Source organism: Pedobacter panaciterrae (assembly GCF_013204795.1).
GTDB classification, from domain to species: Bacteria; Bacteroidota; Bacteroidia; order Sphingobacteriales; family Sphingobacteriaceae; genus Pedobacter; species Pedobacter panaciterrae.
Window position 1 is genome coordinate 1 of record NZ_JABMKW010000007.1, and the last position, 25337, is coordinate 25337.

Here is a 25337-nt window from a genome sequence, read left to right on the forward strand (position 1 = left end):
ATTTATGCGCCCCTTTTTTATGGATTAAATTTACTTTTCTACAAAGGCCTTTAAGTTTGCTAAGCCTTTTTCATAATCTTTTCCGATCATAGAATCATATGCCAGTGACATCCATCTTGAGAAGATCGATGTATTTTCACCTCTAAAGTCCCAAGTTACCTTTGTGCCGCCATTAGCTGTGGGCTCAAAATAGAATGATGTAATTGCTGTACTTTGGAAAGGTTTAATGAATTCCAGTTTTTCGTCGATCTGCTTGTTTGGATTAAGCTTTTCAATTGTGATACTTCCGGTTCCAACCTCTTTTCCTTCCCAGTTAAACTTAGACCCAACAGAAACACCATCGCCTGTTACTGTATGTTTTGCTGCCTTATCCATTTGCATCCATGGATTCCATAAGCCGAAATCGTTAAAATTTAGCGTTTTCTGATAAGCTATACTGTCGGGTTTGTTAATTTCAATGGATCTGCTTACGCTGTAAGTTTTAGGAAGGAAGAAACCAATGATAAAGAAGAGGGCAATAATTACTACAATAATGCCCGCTAAAACCTTAATTATTTTCATTTTTATTTGTTTTGGTTACTTAAAATTAACTTAAAAAGTTTTATGGGGCAAACAATTAATTCTTAGAATATATAGATAGGAGATAAGGTTGTTTAACTGGGTCAAAATCATATTTTTGAGCTGAATTTATTTCTATACATGAATTATTACTATTTATTGATCAATCTGGCGCTGCTTCTTTTATCATTTTTGTTGACTTTGGATAAAAAGGCCAATCCAATCAGGAGTTGGAAGCCAATGATTCCTGCAGTATTGGTTTCCGGACTGTTTTTTTCAGTTGTTGCATTGATCTTTAATCAATTCAAAGTATCCATATTTAATGATGAGTATACTGTTGGAGCTCATATTCTTCAATTGCCAATTGAAGAGGTCTTGTTTCACTTTATATTAGCCTTTGCCGGGTTAAATATTTATGTGGTTTTGAATGCACGCTTTCCGAAAAATAATCTGGAGAGGTTTAGCCTGTCTGTAAGTAATTTATTATTGGGCGTGCTCATAGCAATGTTGTTTTTTACACATACTAAATTGTATAGTGTTATTACTTTTTCTGTGTTGTTTCTTTCGCTTTTTTACATAGAGTATGTGAACAGCCTCAGGTTTATGTATAAGTTTTACAGAGCATATGTAGTACTGCTTATTCCCTTCTGCTTGTTATATCTGTTTATTGGGGGCTTACCAATCCTTACCTATGTATTTGAAGAAACCATTAAATTAAAGTTGGGGGTAATTCCATTCGAAAATTTCTTTTACCTCATGAGTAATCTTCTGGTAAGTGTTTACTTATTTGAAGTGGTTAAAAGTAAAAGCAAAGCATAATGGAGCTGCCAATTTATACAAAGCAACAGCTTGCATTACGAAATGGCCAGGATAAGCCACAGATCTGGGTTGCCTACAGAGGTATTATTTACGATGTAACAGAAAGCAGGCTTTGGAGGAATGGCAAGCATTATGAACATTGGGCGGGTCAGGATTTGACAGATGAGCTGCCAGACGCCCCTCATACAGAAGCCGTATTTGAGAAGTTTAAGGCAATAGGCAAATTAAGTACATAAAGGAGCTCTGGTTATAGTGCTTCTTTATGTACTTAAATCAAGTTTTATGATTCTATTGTGAATGAACTTAAAGTCACAAATTCCTGAACACGTGCAGCAACTTCTTCAGACGTTAGGTTAATGATTTTTTCTGTTCCAAATTTCTCTACGCAGAAAGAAGCAAGGGCAGAGCCAAAGATTATTGCATTCTTCATGTTGTTGAAGTTCACTGTTCCTACTTTAGCCATGTAACCAATAAATCCGCCTGCAAATGTATCTCCTGCACCGGTTGGATCAAATACTTCAGCCAATGGCAATGCCGGGGCCGAGAAAATTTTATCCTCATGGAATAATAGAGCGCCATGTTCGCCTTTTTTGATGATCAGGTATTTAGGACCCATTGCCAAAATTTTCTGAGATGCCCTAACTAATGAGTATTCTCCGGAAAGTTGACGCGCCTCCTCATCATTGATAGTAAGAACATCTACCATTTTAAGTGTTTCTAAAAGATCTGGCATCATAATGTCCATCCAAAAGTTCATTGTATCTAAAACAATTAGCTTAGGCTTGTTTTTAAGGCGTTTGATGACAGTCTGCTGGACTATTGGAGTAAGATTACCTAACATTAAGTATTCGCAGTCCTGGTAGCTCTCAGGGATAATGGGATCGAAATTCTCCAGTACATTAAGTTCGGTAACTAAGGTGTCGCGACTATTCATGTCGTTGTGATATTTTCCAGACCAAAAGAAAGACTTTTCTCCCTCTTTTATTTGCAGTCCTTCGGTATCAATTCCATGTTGGGTAAACGTATCTATGTCCTCTTTATGGAAGTCATCGCCCACAACACCAACGATTTTTACTTTATTGTAGAAGTAAGAAGCGGCTAAACTTGCATAAGTTGCGGCACCACCTACTATTTTATCTGTCTTTCCGAAGGGAGTTTCGATCGCGTCAAAAGCTACAGTACCTATGATTATCAGGCTCATATGAAATAATTGAGTTTTTTTTAAATTTTTTCTCTGCAAATATTGCATAAATAAATTAAAACCCCTAATATTGCATTCCCAAAACGAACAAGATATTATGTTCCTAGGAACACATCAGAAGCGTTTTTGGACGACCAGACTCCTTCTTAGCTCAGCTGGTTAGAGCATCTGACTGTTAATCAGAGGGTCGCTGGTTCGAGCCCAGCAGAGGGAGCAGAAATGGGCAAGCAGAAGAAATTCTAGTTTGCCCATTTTTTTTGCCCCGTCCCCAGTTACAATCTTTTCTATTCACTTTCTGACTTAATGGCTTTATAACCAGCGCTAAAAAAATACAAAATGTGGTATTTTAACTATTCCCAGATTCTAACAAAAAACTTTAAACATTAAAATGTTATTAGCAATTTGCAATTAATGAAAGGAGAATAGACCTCAATCTGTCATTAGCAAACCATAAAAAACCTCAACCATGAAAAACCTAGAAACATTTAATTTATCGGTTCCTCCGTCAGTGTTGGATGATCTAAAAGATCGTTTAAAAAATACCCGTTGGCCGGGTGAAGCAGAAGGCTCTGGCTGGAATTTTGGCACAAGTGAAACTTATCTTAAAGAATTAGTGGACTATTGGATCAATAAGTACGATTGGCGCAAACAAGAAGCTGAGCTTAATAAATACCCGCAATATACTACAGATGTGAATGGCATGAAAATTCATTTTCAATACATCAAGGGGAAAGGCAAAGATTCCAAGCCTCTTCTGTTGACCCACGGGTGGCCGGATAGTTATTATCGTTTTCACAAAATCATTCCACTATTGACAGAAGGCAATCAAAGTTTTGATCTGATCATTCCATCCATTCCAGGCTTCGGATTCTCTGAAAAAAATGCAGTTCACAATGAAGCAGTTGCAGATTTATGGAAAGTATTGATGACCGAAAATCTTGGTTATCATAAATTTTATGCAGCTGGGGGCGACGTAGGTATGAGCGTTACTAAAGCCCTTGCATCTAAATATCCCGAAGTAGTTGCTGGTGTACATTTTACAGATGTTGGTTATCCTATGGGACAGGAGGATCCCAATACCATGACAGAAGCTGAGAAGCAATTTGCGCAGTTTGTGCAACAGTGGTGGTACAGCGAAGGTGCATATGCTATGGTACAATCTACCAAACCACAATCGCTGGCCTACGGTTTAAACGATTCTCCTGCCGCACTTGCTGCCTGGATACTCAGTTTCGGCAATGCTGGGGCTTCTCCTGAGATTTTAGAAAAGGCATTTGGTGGAAGGGATGAACTGCTCACTAACATCATGATCTATTGGGTAACGGAAACGATAGGTACTTCTGCCAGGATGTACAAAATGGATGCTATGGCACAATGGAGCGGTGCAGAACCATTACAGAAAAGTAATGTGCCTGCAGGTGTAGCAGTATTCCCAAGAGAAGCACAATTCCCAAAAGAATGGGCCGAACGTTTTGTTAATGTGGTTAGCTTTAGGCAAATGAAAGAAGGTGGACATTTTGCTGCCCTGGAGGTGCCTGATGTTTTTGCTGAAGAACTAAGAGACTTCTTTTACAGTATTGCTTAGTACGCGCTAATGAAAGAGATAACATTTTAGGAAAAGTATTGTATGGTATAATTAAAATCCCTAATATTGCATTCCCAAAACAAAAATGCTATGCATCCTTAAGGACAAATTAGAAGTGTTTTTGGAAGGTCAGACTCCTTCTTAGCTCAGCTGGTTAGAGCATCTGACTGTTAATCAGAGGGTCGCTGGTTCGAGCCCAGCAGAGGGAGCAAAATTTAAAAGCCCATTTCTTAATTGAAATGGGCTTTTTTTGTAGAATGTATCTAAGGAGCTATTGCGGGTGGTGGGCAATTCTGACATCTTTTAACAGTGATCCGTTTTCTCTTAACACCAAGGTGTCCTTGTAAATCGGCTCCTTCAACAATCACGGTATAAGTTCCGGGATTATCTGCTGCATAAAACCCAATTGTTGCTTTGCCATCCTTGTCCGTAATGATATTTGGCGTCCAATATATTGTTGAACGTATATCCGACATATCAGTGATATTACCTGCAGTATATTTTGGACTATAAAACTCCTTTGGAGTGATAAATGGCATTGGTTTATATAGATAAGTGCCAACGCTTTTCTTTAGGAAAGGGCCTTTTCCACCCCGGGTAGTTACTTCAATAAAGGAATGGTCCCATGGTACATCTAGTGGTTTGAGGTAAGTACTGGTATAATTCATTTGATATTTGCCACTCACCATTACTTCTATCCCTTTAATTTCTTCAGCATCGTAATAATCAAAGATATCTTTGAGGTATTGGTATCGTGGTGTTTCCGGCGAAATAAAAAACTCAGTATTTACACCATCGATAACCAGGTGAAGCAATGTGGTGTACACACTATAATAAGTTTCGCCGGTTTTGCTAACTCTAATTCCGAACCCCTTAACGTTCTTACGCAAGAGGTCGCCAAGTGTAGTTCTGCCGGCTTTTTTTAGTTGTTCTTCATCAATGATAATATCTGCACCGCCAGGGCCATTTAAGTTTTTGGAACCTTTAACAACCTTTTTTGCATTAATAACTACCTCTTTAAGCAAATTACCTCCGGTAACACGCAATTGTTCTTTTTTTAAAGTCACCCGATTGTTAACAGCTAAATAGGTTCCGGTGTCAATATTTACAAACCATGGCACAATCGAATTGGTAATTGGGGAGAAAACAGGAGCTTTAAATTCATCCATTTCAATGCCAACATTAAAGCTTTTTCCTCTCTTGTTTTTAGCGCTTATAAAGTACGCAGGGGTATCAATCGGAGCAATCCCTTTAAAAATAAAATTTCCATTATCGTCAGTAATACTCTCTAGCACAAGTAATGGGTTTTTTGAGAATAATGTAATTGCAGATTTCGCCACTGGTTTATTGAAGGCATTGGTAACTTTGCCTTTTATTAAAAATTCCTCTTCAGCAGGATAGACCAATGGCTTAACGGGCTTAAATAACTGACTCCAATCGTAACCGGCCCAACCTTGCGCCATCAGCAAATGATTAAGATGCTGCCATTTTTCAGGATGAATTGCAGCATCGTCGTAATAACCGGGACCTTCTACATTACCTTTTAAGTCCGAAGTTAATAGCATGTGGCTTACAAGTGAGCGCTCTGCAATACTGTCTGTTTTAACCTGTCCGTTATCTGTTACTGCAAGAGAAAAACTGCCTTGTATGGGCTCACCATGATTGTCAGTTACTTTAATATTTAAAGAAATGCTATCCCTTTGCCGATACTCAGATTTATCTGATTCCAATTGAATATTTAACTGATCATCACGACCGTTGTAAAACATACGTTCATTCAGCCCCACTTTGTTTTCGTTCATTAAAATTAGGCGAACTATACCACTTGGAAAGACCTGTTTATTTAAAGTAAATTGAAACGGGCCTTTATTGAATTTAACCAATGCACCCCAACAAACTACATTTCTGGCCATACCAACCAGGTAATAAGTTTTATCGGCAGCAACAATATCTGGGGTGGGCGTAAGTGTTATATCACAGGAATCACTTTTAAATCGATTGTTTACATTTAAGGTTATGCCGCTACTTTCAACAGATGGGAGTTGATAGGTTTGGTATTTCCCGTCAGGTAATTGTATTCTGGCAGTGTAAATTTCCGCATTTTCAGGTACAAGACTAAATAGGCCCATTCCTGAATGTGTAGCTGTAAAGGAAGTAATTTCCTGCTGTTTGTTGTTGTAAATTTTGCCTGACACAACTGCTCCGTATCCATCTTCGTTTAAGGCCTTAAAGGCGATGTTAGTTTGCTGACCTGCAACCAGCTTTCCGCCCTCGGGCATAAACTGTAGGTCTACTTTTTCTGGCCTGTTTAGTATAACTGGAATCGAAATCTTACGACTGCCCTGACTTTTACGTAAATCCTGGACAACAAGCGAGATATTTTTTGAGTCAGCCTTATCAGGCAAATCGAAACTTAACTTTAAAGCGCCGTCTAAATTTGTTTCAGCTTTGTCTTTAAACAATGTTCTTTTACCATCGGAAATACTCAACTGCATTTCTCTTAACCCCACAGGAGCTTTATCGAACTGGGTGATCTTTAAGCCCATTTCAATTTTGTCTTTGCTGTCCTTTATTAAATGTGCATTATAATTGATCAGCCACTCCGATCCGGCATTGGTACCCACATAAAAGTGTTTCTTAAAAAGATAACTCTCATCAAAGTTTCTCATCCAATTGGTGTATCCGGTTAAGGTATACCCACCTTGCGTCATATCTGCGTCTAATCCTATATAGCCGCTTGCCATTCCACCGTTTACGGGAACCATAACTCGTTGAATAAGCCGATTGCTATCATTTGAAAGTTCCAGGTAAAGGACCGCGCTTTTATTTGAGTAGGTTAGAAAGGAAGCATTCAGTAAATAAGCTTTGAACCACAGGGTATCGCCAGCCAGATATGTAGGTTTGTCGGTTTGCAAGTAAAGTTTTTCTATCGAAAGACTGTCGTTTTGTGTATTAAGTTTAGCAATGATCTGACTTAGATTTTGTTTGGCAAGCGTCTGAGAGCAACCTGGTGAAATGTTGAAAAGGTGGAGCAGAACACAAATAAAAATACCTGTTATAATATGAACAGCCTTAGTTTTCATAGTTCGAGTATCTGGTTAAGATGAGTTAATTTCTTATAAAGATACTGATACACAATCTTTTTTAAAAGAGACGATTGCAATCCGGATTAAAAGAAGGAACCGGTTAAAAAGAAAAAAGAAGGTGTTCAAAAGAGTACTGCTATAGTACTCTTTTGGACACCTTCTTTTAAATAACTTACCAGCTGGTTTAAAGTTTAACCGTTGCTGGTAAGTATTTGGCGATCAGATCTTCGTAATAAGGTTTAAGTTCTGATACAACGGGAGGCTTAGGGCTTTTCGAATATAAATCGTAAGGGTTAAACTTGTCAACCCATTTAAACATTTCCTGATCGTGAGCGCTTAACAGGTGATCGTAAGCGTGTTCACGGTGCTGTGAGTAAAAGGAGTGATAGCGAATCATGTATAAAGCAGGCTCCGGCAGGTAATCTTTAGTGATGTGGTATAGATACTCGTCGTGTCCCCATGACATATGGATGTTGTCGAGCCCACATTGGTGCGTATACACCCCATATTTCGTGTTGTAGCGTTCATCTGTACTATCAGGGTTGTCTGAAAAGAAATCAGGATACACAATTTTGTCAGAGAACTTACAGCCAACTGGGAATGAATCACCAACAACATTCCACTGAGGTTCTCCAAAAAGGCAGAGCACCTTACCAAGGTCATGTATAAACCCGGTTAACACAAACCAATCCGGATGTCCGTCGGCACGGATCGCTTCGGCAGTTTGTAATAGATGTTGTAACTGATCAAGTGATGTGTCGGGATCTGAATCATCAATTAATGTATTCAGGTATTCCATTGCGGCCCACCATGGCATCTCTTTTTTATCAAACTGTAAAAAGTTAGCTTTTTTTGCAAGTACATTTCCATAAGTTTGGTACTTGTGATTCAAGCGATAAAATTCGCGTACTGAATCATTTTCCGGGCTATCGTAATTTCTAAATTCTTCTTTCTTTTTTTCAGGAACACCAGGTTCCGGATATCTTTTTAATACATCGTCCTCCCACACATCGAGGCTAGACAATGGAGATAGTTCCTCTTTTCTTGACTCTTTCATAATGCTTAATTTTTTATAGTTAATTATTTATTCTATTTTTTTTACCAAAACACTGTATATAAAGCAGTAAGTATGCCCATAATAAGAATAGAGCCTATGGCAAAACTAGTGCTGATCTTAAACATAGAGGTATCCACTTCAATTGCATTTTCACTGGCAATTTTTTGAGGCTTGCTCAAACTGATCACAATCATTAGAATCACAATGACTACAAAGTCAATAGCCATTCTGTCGAGGAAAGGATAATCCGGAAAAGCGCCATTTGTCCAGACAGGAAGAAACTTTAACACAGTTGAAAGTGGAATTGTAATCAGTGCTCCCGTCATAGCTGCCGCAGTTGTGGTGCGTTTCCAATAAAAGCCCAGCAAGAATATAGCCAGTACTCCCGGCGAAATAAAGCCCACATATTCCTGGATAAACTGGTAAGCCTGATCAAGTGATTTTAAGGATGGTGTTACAATTGCCGCAACCAGCATGGAAATCACAACCGCCCATCGGCCAACATTAACCATCTTTTTATCTGAGGCTGTTTTGTTGAAGTATTTTTTATAAATGTCAAGCGAAAAAATTGTAGATATACTGTTTGCTTTACCTGCCAATGAAGCAACAATGGCCGCTGTAAGGGCAGCAAATGCAACGCCTTTTAAACCTGCCGGCAATAAATTCATTAAGGTTGGATAAGCATGATCAGGTTTCAATACACCTCCATCCGACATTTCTGTAACAAATAAGCCTTTACTGTGAAGCACATACATCACAATTCCGGGAAGGACGGCAATTACCGGTACAAGTAATTTTAAAAATGCTGCGAATAATATACCCTTACGTGCCGTATTTAAATCGGCACCTAATGCACGCTGTACAATGTACTGGTTGCAGCCCCAGTATGCCAGATTATTGATCAGCATGCCGCCAATTAGTACAGACAACCCCGGCAGTTCCTTATAGTATTTATCAGATGAATCAAATATCATGTGAAAATGATCTGGAGCCTCCTTCCTTAAGATAGACAGACCCTTAAAAATATCCTCACCAAATCCGTATTCCCTGGAAAGTAAAGAAAGTGCAAGGTAAGTGGTAATCAAACCGCCAAAGATCAAGACCAGTACCTGAATCACATCGGTATAGCCAATAACTTTCATTCCTCCTAAAGTGACCACCATAGAAAAGATGCTGAGCCCCACAATACTCCACTCAAAGCTAATGGGTGATATAGAAGAGATGGCTAATGCACCCAGGTAAATGATAGAAGTAAGATTCACAAAAACATACACCAACAACCAGAATACAGCCATAATGGTGCTTACCTGATCATTATACCGCTTTGATAAGAATTGCGGCATGGTAAAAATCTTGTTCTTCAGGTATACCGGGATGATAAAAATAGCCACAATGATCAGTGTTGCGGCTGCCATCCACTCATAAGAAGCAATGGCAAGTCCCAGTGCAAAGCCAGAACCAGACATCCCAATGAAATGCTCAGCAGAAATATTTGAAGCAATCAATGAGGCCCCAATAGCCCACCAGGTAAGCGAACCCTCTGCCAGAAAAAAATCCTTCGCACTACTGGATGTGGTTTTTTTCTTATGATAAATGTAATAGCCATAGGCCGCTATCGCGATAAAATAAATAAAGAAAACTACATAATCGGCTATGTCAAGATGATTCATATTTGGTTTGCGCTAAATCAGTTTCCCTCATATAAATGAGTTAAATTAATTATATTACATTTGGTTAAAAGCAAAACCTTAGGGTGGTCTTACTTATCAAAGCTGTATATAAAAATATTAAATCTGAGATTAAGCAGGCATTTTATTTACGAATACGTTTAAGTAAAAACCCCACCATTATTGGCAAAAACTTTCAAATTTAAATGTAAATGAAGGGAACTGTAACTGTAAAAACGCTAGCTAAAGAGTTAAATATATCTATTGCCACTGTTTCAAAAGCATTAAATGACAGTTATGAAATTAGTTTGGAAACCAAGCAAAAGGTTTGGGACCTCGCTAAAAAGTTAAAATATGAACGTAATCCATCTGCAAGTAACCTCCGTAGTCATAAAACAAAAACTATAGCCGTTATTATTCCAGAGATTGCTAATAATTTCTTCTCGCTGGCCATAAACGGGATTGAAGAAATAGCCAGGAAACGTGATTATCATGTATTGATCTATCAAACCCACGAAAACAGTGATACAGAAATTGCTTTTACTGATAGCCTGTTAAGCGGCAGAGTAGATGGAATATTGATTTCTGTGTCGAGTAATACAAATAATAATGAGCATTTTAAAGAGCTGGTTAAGAAAATACCGGTTGTTTTTTTTGATAGGGTTTTTGAAGATATAGATGCCGTAAAAATAACAACAGATGATTATGAAAGTGCTTACAATGCAACTTGTCATCTAATAGAATGTGGTTGTAAAAAGATTGCCTATCTGTTTGCACTTAATAATCTGGTGACCGGTAAAAATAGGTTTGCCGGATATCTGAAGGCTTTAGAAAAGTACAATATGCTTTATACTGATGAGATGATTGTTCATTACGACAAAGATACCAGCAAGAATTATGAAAATATAAAAGCCATGGTATCGAACCAGAAGCCAGACGCTGTTATTGCTTCAATCGAGGAGCTTGCTTTGCCCTGTTATTATGTTGCTCGCGAGTTAAATCTAAATATCCCGAAAGATCTAAAAATAATAAGTTTTTCCAATCTTAATACTGCACCTCTTTTAAATCCATCCCTTACAACAATTGAGCAGCCTGCTTTTGAAATTGGAAAAGAAGCAGCTGGTATTTTATTCAAAATATTAGAAAAAAAGTATTTAGAACCAAATGAAAACCACATCTTAAAATCCCGCTTGATTAAGCGCGAATCAACATCTTGCGGCTAGCTTGTTCGTTTTTGTTTATTGTATGGGTTAACAAGAATAAATAAGATCTGATCATGTAAATATTCCTTAGATTTTCTTAACATTGTCTTAATCTAAATTAACCAAATGGAGAATAAGCTCTTGCATCATTTATTATGGGAACGTATCAGGGGAGGTGATAATGGTGCATTTTTTGATCTCTACAAAGCGCTTTATTATGACCTGGTTAATTTTGGTATTCGTGTATGCGGAGATGCTGAAACATCAGGGGAGGCAACCGATCAGGTATTTATTACCATCTGGGAAAAACACGAGCAGCTAAACAGGGTTGATAATGTGCCTGCTTACTTGCGTACATTTTTAAAACGTAAGATTTTACGACTGTTAGAGCGTAAGCGCAAAATTAATGATGCGCTGCAAAATGCAGGTGCAGAGGGCGAGTGGATGGAGATGTCGTACGAAGAGTTTATAGTAAAAGTTCAGACCGATGAGTTGGTACGATATAAACTTAAAAATGCGCTGGAGAAATTGACCTTCAGGCAAAAACAATTGATTCATCTAAAATTCTTTGATGGATTGAGCTATGAACAAATAGCTGATCAAACTCAACAAACCATTAAAACTGCTTATAATACGGTTTATGATGCGCTTAAGATATTGCGTAAAGAGTTGAAAGACTAATAAATTCAGAATGGCGGGATGGTAAAAGTGTGCTATTAAGCAATGTTATTCGTGTAAAGTAAAAAAAAGTAAAATTTTCTTAGGAAAAACATAACATTTTTGGCACTGGTATTATAAAAGCCAAATGTTATGATAGATCGTAGTCTTTTCAATGTTGAAGACTTTTTAGTAGATAATACCTTCCAGCTATATTGTGCCGGAACAGATAAACTTTGTATTAGCTACTGGGAAAATTATATTAAAGCACATCCTGAGCAAGAGACTGTTATTGCCGAAGCAAAACGCTTGTATGTGATATTAAGTGGGAACAAGAAACCATTAAATAAACAGGTAGACCTCTTGAAAAATAATATTGAACCTCAAAATGAGGCTGATATTATCCCTATCCATAAAAATTATATGTGGCTGAAAATTGCAGCGGCGGTTCTGCTAATGGTAGGCGTTGCGGTTATCTTTAAAAATAACCCTAAAGAAAATACCCCAAAGGTTAGTTTGGTTACCAATTTTAGTACAAAAGGTGGCGAAAAGAAAAAAATCACGCTATCGGATGGTTCTGTGGTTTTGCTTAATGCCAAAAGTACATTAACGCTCGATAAGAATTTTAATGAAAAAAACAGGGAGGTTAATTTAGTTGGAGAGGCCTTTTTTGATGTTACCCACAATAAGAGTAAGCCCTTTAAGGTACATACCGAAGATTTTGATATCAATGTGCTTGGTACCTCTTTTAATGTTAAAATATATCCGGGAGAAGCAACATCTGAAACAGTGCTGATTAAGGGCCTGATTGTGATGGAGGGAAAAGGAACCAAGGGGAGCTCTATAACTTTAAGGCCAAGTCAGAAGGTTACTTTTTATAAAAAAGTTGACGAACTTCCTAGTAACATCAAACCACAAAAACCTTCAGTTGTACATCCGCAAATAGCTATTAATCAATATACCAAAGTTAACGACAGCACAATTGTAGAAATGGCCTGGACGCAAAACAGGCTGGAGATTTTAGATCAAACTTTTGCTGAAGTTAAAGGGGACTTGGAAAGATGGTACAACGTAGAGATTATTTTTAATGATCGTGAAGTAGAAAAATATCGTTTTACAGCAACATTTAGACATGAAAATATAGAGCAGGCATTAAAGGCATTTCAAGACGCAGAACATTTTAAATATGAAATAAAAGGGAATCAAATTACCATATCTAAATAATTAGAAAGGGACGGTGTTGACGCACCGCCCCAATAATTTTTTTGATATAAGCACTGGCAGTTTTATGCGCAAACAGATTGCTGCCAAATACTAAAGCAACCAAAAAAACAAAAATATGATTAATTATTACTTACTGCAAGTGCGTCCCGATGTCAGGACGTTCTTAAAATTCATTATTTTAATGAAATTAACCTGTATTATAATTTTTATTACATGTCTCAATGTTTCGGCATCTGTCTTTTCTCAGCAAAAGATATCACTAGATGTTACGAAAACAAAGCTGGGCAAAGTTTTGAAGATTATTGAAGAGCAAAGTGATTATCATTTTGTGTACAGTTCGTCAAATGTTCCTATAAACAAGGACATCACATTGTCGGTAAAAAATACTTTAGTTACAGATGTTTTAGCTGTAATATTTAACAACACTAACTTAAATTATTCTGTTTCTGGTGCAGGGCTGATTGTAATTAGCCGGAAAAAAGATATTAAAGTCAGCGGCACCGTCAAGGACGCTAATGGCGGACCTTTACCGGGGGCAACGGTTCGAATTAAAGGAAGTGGTGCAGGAACATCAACCGATATAAATGGTAAATTCTCAATATCGGCACTCCCAAATGCAATTCTAGTAGTTTCATATGCTGGTTTTCAGACAAAAGAAATAGCCGTTGATGGTAAAACAGACTTACAGGTTGTATTAACAGAAGACACCAAATTGTTAAACGAGGTAGTGGTAACAGCTTTGGGTATTAAAAAGGAACGTAGAGCACTGGGATATTCTGTTTCTCAGGTTCAGGGCGAATCTTTAACGCAAGCCAGAGAAAACAATGTAGCTAACGCTTTAGTCGGTAAAGTTGCAGGTCTGGACATCAGCTCAACTTCAGGTGGTGCAGGTGCAGCTACAAGTGTTACCATTCGTGGTGTTTCCAGCCTTAGCCAAAGTAATCAGCCACTATATGTAATTAATGGTGTGCCAATGGAAAATAAGCCTACAGGTTTAAACAATATCAATCCAAATGGGAACTCAGGTAGTCAGTGGGACAACGCCCCGGATCTTGGAGATGCAGTGGGTAACTTAAATCCTGATGATATTGAAAGTATCTCTGTATTGAAAGGTGCAGCCGCATCAGCACTTTATGGTTCAAGAGCTAAAGCAGGTGTTATTCTTATTACAACTAAAAGTGGTAAAGGAAATAGCGTTGACTTTAATAGTAATTACGTGGTAGAGCAAATCATGGACAGAACCGACTGGCAGTATGTATATGGGCAGGGGGCCAACGGCACAAAACCATTAGACAAGGCTGCGGCCGCACAAGTTGGTGGATCTAGCTGGGGTGCAAAATTAGACGGGACCAGCGTGGTTCAGTTTGATGGTGTTTCAAGACCGTATTCAGCACAGCGTAATAATATAAAGAACTTTTATGGTAATGGCGGTACATGGTCTAATACACTTGCCTTAAACAAAACATTTGAAGGAGGCGCAATCCGCTTTTCTGCCAATGATGTAAATAACAATTCTGTAGTTCCAAATTCAGGACTGAATAGACAATCATTTAATTTGGTAGGTACATTTGAGCCAGTTAAACGCTTAAACATTGATGCCCGCTCTAATTATATTTTGGAGCAGGCTAAAAATAGACCAATGGTGTCAGACGGTGCCGGTAATGCTAACTATAATGTGGTGTTTTTACCCACCAGCGTTAGCGTAAATGATCTAAAGCCAGGGAAAGATGCAGATGGGAATGAATTAAAGTACAATACCGGAAATGCATTTGCTACCAATCCATGGTTTGCTGCAAACGAATTTGTTAATGACACTAAACGCGAGAGATTAATTAGCTCTTTCAATGCACGCTATACTTTTGATAACGGTCTGTTTATTCAAGGTCGTGCAGGTCGCGATGCTTACTCTGATACTTATAAGAATGTGGTGCCATCAGGAACTGCGTATTATGAACCCGGCAAAATTGCAGAACAGCAAACCAAGTTTGCAGATGTTAACACCGATGTATTATTGGGGAAATCATTTGCTGTAGGTGATGAATTTACTGTTACTCCAAATGTTGGGGCAAGTTTCAGAAATACCAGAATTAATCAAACAACAAATAATGGGACTAATTTCGCAGTGTTTGGAGTTTATAACATCTTAAATGCTAAAAACAAATCAGTTGGACATATAGAGACCGAGTCAGAAACTCACTCGGTATATGGCACTTTAGAACTTTCTTATAGAGATATACTTTATTTAACCGGTAGCGGAAGATCAGACTGGTTTTCTACACTTGCTACTCCTGGAAAAGACAATAAACTCAGTGTTTTTTATCCTTCTGTAAGTGGTTCATTTGTGTTCTCAGAACTTTGGAAACCCTCATTCCTTAATTTCGGTAAGTTAAGGGCAGGCTATGCCATTGTTGGACAAGCAACCGATCCTTATCAAACCTTACTTACCTATGGTTTTAGAAGTGAAACCTTGAATGGAAATCCATTAGGTATCATAAATAACTTAAGTATTCCTAATCCGGGATTAAAAGCTTCTAAAGCAACTGAGCTGGAAATTGGTACTGAGTTAAGATTCTTTGGCGATCGTTTAAACCTGGATATGACCTGGTACAAAAAACGTTCAAAAGATGAGATATCTGTAGTTACCACATCAAGTACAACTGGTTATTCCGGAGCAGTTTTAAATTCTGGAGAAATTGAAAACAAAGGGGTAGAGGCACTAATCTCTGGGGTTATTCTTAAAAATGAAGATTTTACCTGGACTTCATCAGTGAATGGAACGTATAATGATAATACGGTGCTTTCTTTAGCAGAAGGATTGCCTTCGCAACTATTGGCAACTTCCAGATCGGGGGTTGGGTTTTTACAGAATATACCGGGGTTAGCTGCGGCTCAGGTAATGGCATATGATTATAAGTATGATGCTAACGGCGCAATTTTAAAAGATGCACTTGGAGAACCGTCAAGAGGAGATTTAAAAGCATACGGATCGGCATATAATAAATGGTTTGCAGGCTGGAATAATGAGTTTAACTATAAAGGGGTAAGTCTTTCTTTCCTTATTGATGGAAAATGGGGAGGCAAGGTATTCTCGGCAACTGATTACTACGGATATATTTTCGGATTACATAAAAATACCCTTGTAGATCGTGAAACTCTTGGGAATAATGCGGCAAAATTCTATGAAAATACCGCCAATAATGTATCTAATAAATTTGTACAGGATGCGAGTTTCATCAAATTCAGACAGTTAACGTTGGGCTATAATTTCCCGGCAAAAATGTTTAATAATAAAGTAAAAAGCTTAAATGTAAGTCTGGTTGGCAGAAATTTATTTATTCTGATGAAGAAAACAGACAACATCGATCCAGAATCGAGCTACAATGCTACATTTCCAGGAATGGAGTTAGGAGGGGTGCCGCCAGTAAGAACTTTCGGCGTAAACCTAAGTGTTAAGTTTTAATTATTTAAAGATAAAGAGAAATGAAAACGAATATATTAAACAAATATAGCCTGGTATTACTTGTTACTGTTCTAGTAGGTACAAGTTGTACAAAAGATTTTAAGGACATCAATACCAATCCAGTTGCCTATGGGCCGAGTAGTTTTGATCCAAATTACACATTAACATCAGCACAGCTTACTTATACAGGGAGTATAGATTTTGCATACGATACCTGGCGTGGAAATTTGATTTACTCTGCCACAATGATGCAGGGTTTTTCTACAGTGATTAGCTATTGGGCAGGCGACAAGTATCTTTTGAATGAAGGCTACACAGCTGCGTATTGGGGAAATGGTAGTGTAGGTGCGTATATAGAGCAAGTACGACCAATTGTTGATGTTGTTGAGTACGCCAAAGGCAAACCAAAGTTAAACAATGTGTATCAGGTAGCCCGCATCTGGAAAGCGCTGATTTTTGAGCGACTAACTGATTTGTACGGAGACGTTCCTTATTCAGAAGCCGGATTGGGAGTGTATACCGGTAATTTTACACCTAAATATGATAAGCAACAAGCTATTTATATGGATTTGCTGAAAGAGGTAGAGGAAGCTTCGACTGCTTTGAATGAGACTGGCGATGCAGTAACAGGGGATGTTATTTACAAAGGAAACATTGCACAATGGAAACGGTTTGCCAACACTTTAATGCTTCGGTTAGCAATGAGGTTAACTAAGATTGATGAAGCCACGGCAAAAACATATGTTCAAAAAGTTGTTGGTAAAACAATGAATGATAATAAGGATAACGCATTTTTGGCCCATGATGCTGCTGGATCAAGGGTAACACAAAACAGAAACAGTCAGGTGCTACTTGGTGATGGCGGACAGGAGAACTACTATGTTAAATGGTCGAAAACATTTATCGACTTTTTGAAAAATAATAATGACCCTCGTCTGGAGAAAGTTGCTGTAACACAGTTGTATTTAACAGAGAGTGGTAAAGCACAAAATCCACTTTATGTTACAGCTGCTGCGGCTCAAAAAGGAATGCCAAATGGTAAGGATTTAAGTGGACTAGCTGGTAGAGACGTTAGGCAAGACCCCTCATTTACAAGTTTCTCTGATTATTCATCTCCAAATCCGGCAATGATAAAACAAAATGGGGTAACATTTATTCTTACCTATGCCGAGAGTGAATTATTGCTTGCAGAGGCCGCACAAAGATGGGGGATAGGAGGTGTCGCGGCTGATCATTATAAGAATGGGGTTGCAGCTGCAATTACTTTTCTTGGGCAATATGATGCATCGCTGGCAATATCAGAAGGTGTTGCTGTAAGTTACGCGAATGCACATCCTTACAATTCCGCAAATGGTTTAGAAATGATTAACAACCAATACTGGGCTCATACCAATACCATGCTCGATTTTTATGAAACCTGGTCTAATTGGCGTAGAAGTGGGTTTCCTGCATTAACACCAGTTGTATACCCTGGAAACGCAACTAATGGTACTATTCCTCGTCGTTTCCCTTATCCTGTAGAAGAAGGTGCGAAAAATGGTGCTAATTACAAAGAAGCATCTGCCGCAGTGCCGGGTGGAGATAAATTATCTGGTAGAGTATGGTGGGATAAACAATAGTCCATCAAAAACTATTATTAATGATCAGAAGGCCCTTCAGTTATACTGCTGGGCCTTCTGATTTTATTGAAAAATCTTGTAATACTAAGCTAATTCATGTAAATTCACATTGCCTTATGTCAAATCTATCTGTTTAATCTGAACAGTTAAAATCATTAAAATAGCATGTCAAATATTAACTTGATTATCGAAGAAAGACCAAGTAACATTGGTAATTTTATGGTTGGCAGACTTTTGCCCTTTCGTGAAAAAAGAATGGTTGGGCCATTTGCCTTTGTAGATCACATGGGCCCCACAAGTTTAAGTGACCACGAGAATTTTGATGTTCCCCCACATCCGCATATTGGGCTTTCTACTTTAACCTATCTTTTTGAAGGAGCCATAATGCATAAAGATAGTTTGGGTAATGAAACTGAAATTCAACCTGGGCAGGTAAACTGGATGACTGCAGGAAGCGGAATTGTTCATTCAGAAAGAACACCAGTCTATTTAAGAACTTCCAATAAAATGCTCCACGGGCTTCAAATATGGGTTGCTTTACCAAAAGCCCTGGAGGAAATGGAACCAGAGTTTTTTCATTTTAATGAAGATGAGATTCCGCACTGGACAGAAAATGGAATTGATTTTAAACTGATTGCCGGTGATGTATTTGGACACTTCTCACCAGTACCGGTGTACAGCCCGCTTTATTTTCTGGAGTTAAAAAGCGCCAAAAGTCAACCTGTTAAAATAGGTAAAGATCTATTCGGTGAAAGTGCCTTATATATTCTTGAGGGTGGCATTGAAAGTGAAGGACATATCTTTGGGCCTAAACAACTCCTGGTGGCTAAAGACAGTAAGCTGTGCGAATTTGTAATGCAGGAAAATTCAACAATATATATATTTGGCGGAGAGCCTTTTTCTGAGGAACGTTTTATTTACTGGAATTTTGTAGCGTCTACCCGCGAAAGAATCGAGGAAGCAAAGGAAAAGTGGCTTTCACAATCTTTTATTCCAGTTCCAGGCGAAACTGATTTTGTTCCGTTGCCAGAGCAAAGTAGAAATATTAAAAACTAATTATATCAAATGAAGATTTTAGCGTTCGCCGGAAGCAGTAGTCGCCAATCAATTAATCGGAAATTGGTTATCCACACCATTTCTTTCTTTAAAGAGCATGATGTTAAGCTGTTAGATTTAAATGATTTCGAGATGCCATTATTCTCTGTAGACAGAGAGGCCAGTGACGGATACCCGGAAAAGGCTTATAAGCTAATAGATCATATATCAGAAACGGATCTTATTATTCTTTCCCTGGCCGAACACAATGGAAGTTACAGTGCTGCTTTTAAGAATGTGATGGATTGGTGTTCCCGTACAAACAGTAAGTTTTTCCAGAACAAGCCAATGTTGCTAATGAGTACTTCGCCTGGTGGATTTGGAGGCGGGAATGTAATGAATGCGGCGATAATCAGACTCCCAAAATTAGGTGCAGAAGTATTGACAACCTTTTCGCTTCCTTCTTTTCATCAAAATTTTGACCAGGAAACAGGCATCTCAAACCAAGAACTTCTTGAAACACATCTTTCCAAGATTAATGAGGTAAAAGCTAGAATGTCTCTTTAATTATGGCGTCTATTTCTTTGATTACCCTTGGGTCAATAATTATTTTGGCATGAGTGGTATCATCATATCTGGAAGCATTTATTGTTGGGTACTGCTCTAGAAATGTTTCAATAAAACCTGCAGGAGATATATTGTCATTAACTTCATAGATGAGCAGATGCTTTAACTCCTCAGAAAAAGTGTACATATCATTTAATAAAAAGCGATTGGTACTCATTTGGTAAAGCTCTTCGAATTCATTAAAAAAACGTTGCTGTATATTTTCAGGGATGCTTACAGCTGTCATAGACGATTTGAAGTTCTCTGTTAAATTAACGAGAGGAGCAATGCTGATGAGAAGTTTAGGGAATTGCAGTGTTTCCTGTATCACCAATGTATTTGCCATGCCACCTAGTGAGTGACCGATCATTGCATCGGGAGCTCCATAATTTTTTTGGAATTCTTTAATCGCCTCTGCAAAAAGGATCAGGTTGCTGAGTTCGCCTTCTGAACTTCCATTCCCTGGTGCGTCAAAGGCCCATATCTCGAGATCTTTGTTAAGTAATAACACATCAATCAATTCGCTAAAATCTATGGCTTTAGAGCCCCATCCGTGTGTAAGCAAAACCTTAATTGATCCATTGCCCCATCTAAAACAATTAAAATTCAGATCTGATTTGCTGAAATATTGATCATACACTTTTAAAGTAGAGGTTTTGGCAGCATTTAAAAGATTTTGCTGATGTAAACGACTTGGCATTTTTGGGGAGTAACAAATAAACTTCCAGAGCGTTGCCTGTAAAAGTTCAGGGTTGTGGCCCTGAACTTTTATATCTTCGATTATTTGTTTTAGATTTTTCACTTTATAATTCCCGTTGCATTACCCTTGCCGTTTGTGTACTGCCATCGTGGCTCCATCCCGGAGGGTAAAAAATATACTTTAATTTATCTTTAAAGGTAGGCGCTTTTTTAACATCGGCATATAGCGCAATAAATTCATGGAAAATGATATTTACCGGTCCAGAGTCTTCTGGCTGCTTTGTTAATCCATACTTTATTTCTTCCTCCGGTACCTCTGCCTGGAATGTTCCGAATATACGATCCCATAGAATTAATACCATACCCATATTCTTGTCAAGATAACGTACATTACTTGCATGATGAACACGATGATGTGAAGGAGTGACAAAAAGATATTCAATTATTGGATGTAGTTTTCCAACCGATTTAGTATGTACAATATTGCCATAGATTTGAGTAACCAGGTAGGCAAAAAGGATATCAACTGCGTTGAACCCCATCATCGCTAAAGGCAAATAGAAGAATACCCTGTATAGTGGTTCAAATACTGTAGACCTGAAGCCTGTGGTAAGGTTAAAATGTTCGGAAGAATGGTGGGTAACATGCATTGCCCAAAAGAAACGTACATAATGACCAGTGTAATGTAATAACCAGTATAAAAAGTCTTGAGCCAGGATGAGTACGATCCAATAAACTAATGTATTTGAAATTTGGAATAGGCGATAATGAACATAGAAATACTGAAGTAACATGAAGGTTCCGGCTTTTGTAAGGATATTGATCACAAAGGCGCTGGCCATCAGGTAGATATTGGTAAGTGTATCACGTTTCTGATAATGTTTTTTATCATGGACGTAACTAAAGTACATTTCAAACAAGGTAAGTAATATAACGAAACCAAATAGTGTTCCAACCGTTATACTTTTATCCAAATCTGTCATTTTGAGGGCTTTCTATAAATTTACGGAATTACTATTGCTTAAAAACTCGATACTGCAAGTTTAAACAGTATTGATTTAAACAAATCAAAATTCCTGATTTTTATAGAAATAGCTGTCCTTAGAGTGTCATAATCAATACTTTTACCCTAAAAGTCTGACTTTTATTACCTTCCGGTCAAATCGATTGAAAATTCATCAAATAAAGTGGCTTCCTCATCAGTATCTAAATTCGGAACGGTATAGTATTCACCTTGGATAGTAAAGTTAAAAGGTGTTTTCTCGATGCTGACTTTTAAAAAGCCGTGTCTGTTGTCGCAGTAGCTATCAAGCTGGACCTTATTAAATAAGTCACTTTTAGCGATGTAATTGTTATCGTAAGGATCTGCAAGTTGGTGTAATTCGTCAAAACCTCCGGCTCCTGCAACAATAAATGGCAGTGTTTTCCCATCTTCATATTGTTTACTAAAGCGTTGGTAATTATGTACGTGTCCGCTAAAAATAATGTCTGGTTTTACCCCAGCTTCTTTAAAGGCAGTTTCCAGAAATTCTATCATTGGTTTGCTCGATCCATGATTTGTATCTGCAGAATAAGGGGCATGGTGCATACAAACAATTATAGCCTTATCAGAGCGAAGTGTAGCGGCATTTTGCAGCTCTTTAACAAACCAGTTTTTTTGTTCCTTGGTAATGTGACCATATTTTGGAACATTGGTATGAAGGCCAATTATTGTCGCCAATGGCGATTCCATTGTCCAAAATACGTGAGGCTGAATCTGACTTTTTCTACTGCTTTCGGTCCCAAAATGAATTGTTTTAGGGCAAGTATTGCAAAATGCAGCATAAAATGCATCAAGACTTTCGTAATGTAAATCGCAGTCTGGATTTATATCTGTGTCATGATTCCCAGCAATGGCATAAATAGGGCCAGGGTAGGTCTCAAATGGTTTTAAAAACTGTTCGTTATATTGCTCTGCCTCGCCATAATGATATACAATATCTCCAAGGTGGTATAAGAATGCAGGCCTGTCGTGTTCGCTCGTTGCGCACAAGTATTGTTCGGCCATTTTCCCTGCCACCTGTTTTTGAGCATCAGCAGATTTCAGTCCGCCGGTATCACCAACCATATGAAAAACCATTTTCCCAGGTACTGTTTCATTTAAGCGATTTCCAAGATTTAATCGGTACGGGTAACTACCGGTAGGTTCAGGCAAAGGTTGAAATTTATCAAGGTCATCTACCTGATCTGTTTTAAAAACAGCGTTATACAGAATCTTTGTGCTGATCATAATCTTAACGTTTGGTGACTATCATAAAATTAGTACGCTAATATTAAGTCAGCATTAAAAATTGATTATTATCAAAAATGGTAATATTGCCTTATCAGGAGTAATTGTGATAAATCTATTGTTAAGGGTTTGGGTTGTGTTAACATAATGATAATTGAATATTAAAATGCAGTTAATTTATATTTGCGGAGTGACAACACCTCTATACGTACTTTACGAATTACTGATCAGACTCACAGAGTTAGATCCAACGATTGGCGATTTCTACGCTCATAAATACACAGATGCCGGTGCAATTATCAGGACAAACAATGGATCATTGATCGTTCCTCAACATATACTTGAAAAACAATTCTCAAATCCGTCCCAAATAACGGATGCAGATTTAAAGCAGTTAGTAAATGAATTTAAATGGAGTACTTAATTTAAGACCATCAAATTTATGTTGGGATAAAGTAACTAAGATATTATGAACTCTTTAGAAGTTAGGTGATAATCTTTTGTTAAATTTGGTTTAACACTTATTTCTTATTCATAAATTCTTATATAAATGAAAATTAAAAAATCTTTTAGCATCCCGCTTACGGCTTGTTCTTTGCTGCTTATGGCATCCTGCAATAATTCGGAACCGAAGCAAGAACTGCATTCAGGTATTATCCTTAAAAATATGGATACTACAGTGGCGCCGGGGAATAATTTTACGGCCTATGTGAATGGCACCTGGATGAAAAACACAAAAATCCCTTCTGATAAGGCTTCATATGGTATAGGGGCAATGGTGAATGATAAGGCACAGGAAGATGTTAAAGCAATAATTGAGAATGCTGCCAAGGGAAATCCTGCTGAGGGTTCTGATGAGCAGAAAATAGGCGACTTTTATGAATCTTATATAAATATGAAGGTTCGTGATTCTATAGGGCTGGCACCTTTAAATGTTGAGTTTAAAAAAATTGATGCTATCGCCTCCGGGAAAGATTTGGCTTCCTATTTTGCTTATGCCAATAAGATAGGCAATATGATTCCTTTCAATTTAAGTGTTGCTGAGGATCTGAAAGATCCAAGAAAGTACATGCTTTATACCTGGCAAGGTGGCCTGGGTTTACCAGATCGTGAGTACTATCTATTAAAGGATGCAAAATCTGCAGACATCCGTACTAAATATGTAGCCCATATTGAAAAGATGTTAACTCTTGCCGGAATTCCTGATGCAAAAGCTAAGTCTGTTCAGATAATGGCACTCGAGACCTTGATTGCCTCAAAACAAATGAAGAAGGAAGAAACCAGAAATATGGCTGGTCTTTATAATAGTTTTCCAATTAAGAATCTGAGTACGTTAACTCCAGATTTTGATTGGAACACCCTGCTAACAGAGGCAGGAGTAAAGAATCATGATACCTTAATTATTAGCCAGGTAGCATATACAAAGGATCTAAATGCCATTTTGAAAAATACACCACTTGATACCTGGAAAAATTATTTAAAATGGAGTGCTGTTACAAGCGCTGCAACTGCTTTGAACACTGCGCTTGATCAGGAGAATTTCAATTTCTATGCTAAAACATTATATGGCGTTAAAGAGCAGAAACCTCAATGGCGCAGGGCCGTTGATGTAGTTAACGGCAACCTTGGTGAGGTAGTTGGTAAACTATATGTTGAAAAGCATTTCCCGCCTGCAGCTAAGGAACGCATGCTTAAACTTGTTGGCAATCTATTGAAAGCCTACGAGACGAGTATTAAAGAGCTCGACTGGATGGGTGCAGAAACTAAAAAACAAGCACTTGAAAAAATAAACAAGTTCACTCCAAAAATTGGATATCCGGATAAATGGAGAGATTATGGTAAACTTAAAATTGCAAAGAACGATTTGTTTGGTAATGAAAAACGGTCTGCAGAGTTCGAATACAACCGGACTTTTAACAAGCTGGGCAAGCCTGTTGACCGTACAGAATGGGGGATGACACCACAAACTGTTAACGCATACTATAATCCTAGTATGAATGAGATTGTTTTTCCGGCTGCAATTCTTCAGCCGCCATTTTTTGATATGACTGCAGATGATGCGGTAAATTATGGAGGTATTGGTGCGGTGATTGGTCATGAAATAGGTCATGGTTTCGACGATCAGGGAAGTACATTTGACGGCACAGGTGCAATGCGTAACTGGTGGACGGCGAAGGATCAAAGTGAGTTTAAAAAGAGAACAAGCGCTCTAAAAGCGCAATACAGCGGGTTTAAAGTTTTTCCTGATCTGAATGTAAATGGAGATTTTACACTTGGAGAAAATATAGGTGACCTTGGCGGATTAAGTATTGCACTGAAGGCCTATAATGCAAGCTTAAATGGTAACCCAGCACCAGTTATGGATGGATTTACTGGCGAGCAAAGAGTATTCCTTGGATGGGCTCAGGTATGGTTAAATAAATCAACAGATGAGGCATTAAGAAATCAGGTTGGAACAGATCCCCATTCTCCGGCTAAGTTTAGGGTTAATGGTGTAGTTAGAAATATACCAGAGTTTTATACTGCATTTAATGTAAAACCAACAGATTCTTTATACCTGGCACCAGAGAAAAGAGTTAAAATCTGGTAGCGT

General features: G+C 38.0%; 20 protein-coding genes and 2 tRNA genes. 14 read left to right on the forward strand and 8 right to left on the reverse strand.

Translation table 11 applies throughout. The features are described from left to right. Positions 1–30: 30 nt before the first annotated feature. Positions 31–561 (reverse strand): SRPBCC family protein, encoded by a 531-nt coding sequence (locus tag HQN86_RS01710; RefSeq protein ID WP_172659315.1) that lies wholly within the window; start codon positions 559–561, stop codon positions 31–33. A 138-nt stretch (positions 562–699) separates the two neighbouring features. Between HQN86_RS01710 and HQN86_RS01715 the strand changes: the two genes are divergently transcribed. Both HQN86_RS01715 and HQN86_RS01720 read left to right on the forward strand, forming a co-directional pair. Beyond that, entirely contained in the window at positions 700–1377 is a 678-nt protein-coding gene (locus HQN86_RS01715) for a lycopene cyclase domain-containing protein (protein ID WP_172659316.1), read from the forward strand. Further along, positions 1377–1613: a cytochrome b5 domain-containing protein gene (locus HQN86_RS01720; protein ID WP_172659317.1), complete on the forward strand. Its 237-nt coding sequence runs from the start codon at positions 1377–1379 to the stop codon at positions 1611–1613. The genes HQN86_RS01715 and HQN86_RS01720 overlap by 1 nt, the downstream gene beginning before the upstream one ends. 44 nt (positions 1614–1657) lie before the next feature. On the opposite strand, the gene HQN86_RS01725 is transcribed toward HQN86_RS01720, so the two are convergent. Next, complete coding sequence (locus tag HQN86_RS01725; protein WP_172659318.1) at positions 1658–2578, reverse strand: PfkB family carbohydrate kinase; 921 nt, start codon at positions 2576–2578, stop codon at positions 1658–1660. 140 nt (positions 2579–2718) lie between these two features. Between HQN86_RS01725 and HQN86_RS01730 the strand changes: the two genes are divergently transcribed. From HQN86_RS01730 to HQN86_RS01740, 3 genes are all read left to right on the forward strand, one after another. Continuing rightward, positions 2719–2792 (forward strand) — tRNA-Asn (locus tag HQN86_RS01730). A gap of 252 nt (positions 2793–3044) precedes the next feature. Then, positions 3045–4163 (forward strand): epoxide hydrolase family protein, encoded by a 1119-nt coding sequence (locus HQN86_RS01735; RefSeq protein WP_172659319.1) that lies wholly within the window; start codon positions 3045–3047, stop codon positions 4161–4163. Between the two features lie 135 nt (positions 4164–4298). After that, positions 4299–4372: transfer RNA gene (locus HQN86_RS01740), tRNA-Asn, on the forward strand. A 54-nt stretch (positions 4373–4426) separates the two neighbouring features. Here HQN86_RS01740 and HQN86_RS01745 read toward each other — a convergent pair. The 3 genes from HQN86_RS01745 to HQN86_RS01755 all read right to left on the reverse strand — a co-directional run bounded on the left by HQN86_RS01745 (position 4427) and on the right by HQN86_RS01755 (position 9976). Then, the gene (locus HQN86_RS01745; RefSeq protein ID WP_172659320.1) at positions 4427–7246 is read right to left on the reverse strand and encodes a hypothetical protein; all 2820 of its coding nucleotides are present in this window, start codon (positions 7244–7246) and stop codon (positions 4427–4429) included. A gap of 187 nt (positions 7247–7433) precedes the next feature. Then, entirely contained in the window at positions 7434–8306 is an 873-nt protein-coding gene (locus HQN86_RS01750; RefSeq protein WP_172659321.1) for an inositol oxygenase family protein, read from the reverse strand. 41 nt (positions 8307–8347) lie between these two features. Further along, positions 8348–9976, reverse strand: a complete 1629-nt coding sequence (locus tag HQN86_RS01755; RefSeq protein WP_172659322.1) for a sodium/sugar symporter — start codon at positions 9974–9976, stop codon at positions 8348–8350. Between the two features lie 209 nt (positions 9977–10185). On the opposite strand from HQN86_RS01755, the gene HQN86_RS01760 reads away from it, so the two are divergent. The 7 genes from HQN86_RS01760 (at position 10186) to HQN86_RS01790 (ending at position 19737) form a co-directional block, all read left to right on the forward strand. Next, positions 10186–11196, forward strand: a complete 1011-nt coding sequence (locus HQN86_RS01760; protein ID WP_172659323.1) for a LacI family DNA-binding transcriptional regulator — start codon at positions 10186–10188, stop codon at positions 11194–11196. A 105-nt stretch (positions 11197–11301) separates the two neighbouring features. Beyond that, on the forward strand, positions 11302–11856 hold the full coding sequence (locus HQN86_RS01765; protein WP_172659324.1) for an RNA polymerase sigma factor: 555 nt from the start codon (positions 11302–11304) through the stop codon (positions 11854–11856). 129 nt (positions 11857–11985) lie between these two features. Then, the gene (locus HQN86_RS01770; RefSeq protein WP_172659325.1) at positions 11986–13056 is read left to right on the forward strand and encodes a FecR family protein; all 1071 of its coding nucleotides are present in this window, start codon (positions 11986–11988) and stop codon (positions 13054–13056) included. A gap of 181 nt (positions 13057–13237) precedes the next feature. Further along, complete coding sequence (locus HQN86_RS01775) at positions 13238–16516, forward strand: SusC/RagA family TonB-linked outer membrane protein (RefSeq protein WP_246269380.1); 3279 nt, start codon at positions 13238–13240, stop codon at positions 16514–16516. Between the two features lie 20 nt (positions 16517–16536). Further along, complete coding sequence (locus HQN86_RS01780; protein ID WP_172659327.1) at positions 16537–18135, forward strand: SusD/RagB family nutrient-binding outer membrane lipoprotein; 1599 nt, start codon at positions 16537–16539, stop codon at positions 18133–18135. Between the two features lie 165 nt (positions 18136–18300). Then, positions 18301–19191 (forward strand): pirin family protein, encoded by an 891-nt coding sequence (locus HQN86_RS01785; RefSeq protein ID WP_172659328.1) that lies wholly within the window; start codon positions 18301–18303, stop codon positions 19189–19191. Positions 19192–19200: 9 nt separating this feature from the next. Further along, on the forward strand, positions 19201–19737 hold the full coding sequence (locus tag HQN86_RS01790) for an NADPH-dependent FMN reductase (RefSeq protein ID WP_172659329.1): 537 nt from the start codon (positions 19201–19203) through the stop codon (positions 19735–19737). On the opposite strand, the gene HQN86_RS01795 is transcribed toward HQN86_RS01790, so the two are convergent. The 3 genes from HQN86_RS01795 to HQN86_RS01805 form a co-directional block, all read right to left on the reverse strand. After that, the gene (locus HQN86_RS01795) at positions 19721–20578 is read right to left on the reverse strand and encodes an alpha/beta fold hydrolase (protein WP_172659330.1); all 858 of its coding nucleotides are present in this window, start codon (positions 20576–20578) and stop codon (positions 19721–19723) included. The two genes, HQN86_RS01790 and HQN86_RS01795, sit on opposite strands and share 17 nt — an antisense overlap. Before the next feature lies 1 nt (position 20579). Then, a complete protein-coding gene (locus HQN86_RS01800) occupies positions 20580–21458 on the reverse strand; it encodes a sterol desaturase family protein (protein ID WP_172659331.1) in 879 nt (292 codons plus the stop codon). Positions 21459–21622: 164 nt separating this feature from the next. Next, a complete protein-coding gene (locus HQN86_RS01805) occupies positions 21623–22744 on the reverse strand; it encodes a metallophosphoesterase family protein (protein WP_172659332.1) in 1122 nt (373 codons plus the stop codon). 166 nt (positions 22745–22910) lie between these two features. Here HQN86_RS01805 and HQN86_RS01810 point away from each other — a divergent pair, with 166 nt between their 5' ends. Beyond that, complete coding sequence (locus HQN86_RS01810; protein WP_172659333.1) at positions 22911–23168, forward strand: hypothetical protein; 258 nt, start codon at positions 22911–22913, stop codon at positions 23166–23168. A 126-nt stretch (positions 23169–23294) separates the two neighbouring features. Beyond that, complete coding sequence (locus HQN86_RS01815; RefSeq protein ID WP_172659334.1) at positions 23295–25334, forward strand: M13 family metallopeptidase; 2040 nt, start codon at positions 23295–23297, stop codon at positions 25332–25334. Positions 25335–25337 lie beyond the last annotated feature (3 nt).

Excerpts from the sequence above, each read along its gene's own strand:
- HQN86_RS01810 (WP_172659333.1), top strand. The coding sequence starts at position 22,911 with ATGCAGTTAATTTATATTTGCGGAGTGACAACACCTCTATACGTACTT.
- HQN86_RS01745 (WP_172659320.1), bottom strand. The coding sequence starts at position 7,246 with ATGAAAACTAAGGCTGTTCATATTATAACAGGTATTTTTATTTGTGTT.
- HQN86_RS01775 (WP_246269380.1), top strand. The coding sequence starts at position 13,238 with ATGAAATTAACCTGTATTATAATTTTTATTACATGTCTCAATGTTTCG.
- HQN86_RS01805 (WP_172659332.1), bottom strand. The coding sequence starts at position 22,744 with ATGATCAGCACAAAGATTCTGTATAACGCTGTTTTTAAAACAGATCAG.
- HQN86_RS01760 (WP_172659323.1), top strand. The coding sequence starts at position 10,186 with ATGAAGGGAACTGTAACTGTAAAAACGCTAGCTAAAGAGTTAAATATA.
- HQN86_RS01790 (WP_172659329.1), top strand. The coding sequence starts at position 19,201 with ATGAAGATTTTAGCGTTCGCCGGAAGCAGTAGTCGCCAATCAATTAAT.
- HQN86_RS01715 (WP_172659316.1), top strand. The coding sequence starts at position 700 with ATGAATTATTACTATTTATTGATCAATCTGGCGCTGCTTCTTTTATCA.
- HQN86_RS01815 (WP_172659334.1), top strand. The coding sequence starts at position 23,295 with ATGAAAATTAAAAAATCTTTTAGCATCCCGCTTACGGCTTGTTCTTTG.
- HQN86_RS01755 (WP_172659322.1), bottom strand. The coding sequence starts at position 9,976 with ATGAATCATCTTGACATAGCCGATTATGTAGTTTTCTTTATTTATTTT.
- HQN86_RS01765 (WP_172659324.1), top strand. The coding sequence starts at position 11,302 with ATGGAGAATAAGCTCTTGCATCATTTATTATGGGAACGTATCAGGGGA.
- HQN86_RS01770 (WP_172659325.1), top strand. The coding sequence starts at position 11,986 with ATGATAGATCGTAGTCTTTTCAATGTTGAAGACTTTTTAGTAGATAAT.
- HQN86_RS01720 (WP_172659317.1), top strand. The coding sequence starts at position 1,377 with ATGGAGCTGCCAATTTATACAAAGCAACAGCTTGCATTACGAAATGGC.
- HQN86_RS01750 (WP_172659321.1), bottom strand. The coding sequence starts at position 8,306 with ATGAAAGAGTCAAGAAAAGAGGAACTATCTCCATTGTCTAGCCTCGAT.
- HQN86_RS01780 (WP_172659327.1), top strand. The coding sequence starts at position 16,537 with ATGAAAACGAATATATTAAACAAATATAGCCTGGTATTACTTGTTACT.
- HQN86_RS01725 (WP_172659318.1), bottom strand. The coding sequence starts at position 2,578 with ATGAGCCTGATAATCATAGGTACTGTAGCTTTTGACGCGATCGAAACT.
- HQN86_RS01785 (WP_172659328.1), top strand. The coding sequence starts at position 18,301 with ATGTCAAATATTAACTTGATTATCGAAGAAAGACCAAGTAACATTGGT.
- HQN86_RS01800 (WP_172659331.1), bottom strand. The coding sequence starts at position 21,458 with ATGACAGATTTGGATAAAAGTATAACGGTTGGAACACTATTTGGTTTC.
- HQN86_RS01735 (WP_172659319.1), top strand. The coding sequence starts at position 3,045 with ATGAAAAACCTAGAAACATTTAATTTATCGGTTCCTCCGTCAGTGTTG.
- HQN86_RS01710 (WP_172659315.1), bottom strand. The coding sequence starts at position 561 with ATGAAAATAATTAAGGTTTTAGCGGGCATTATTGTAGTAATTATTGCC.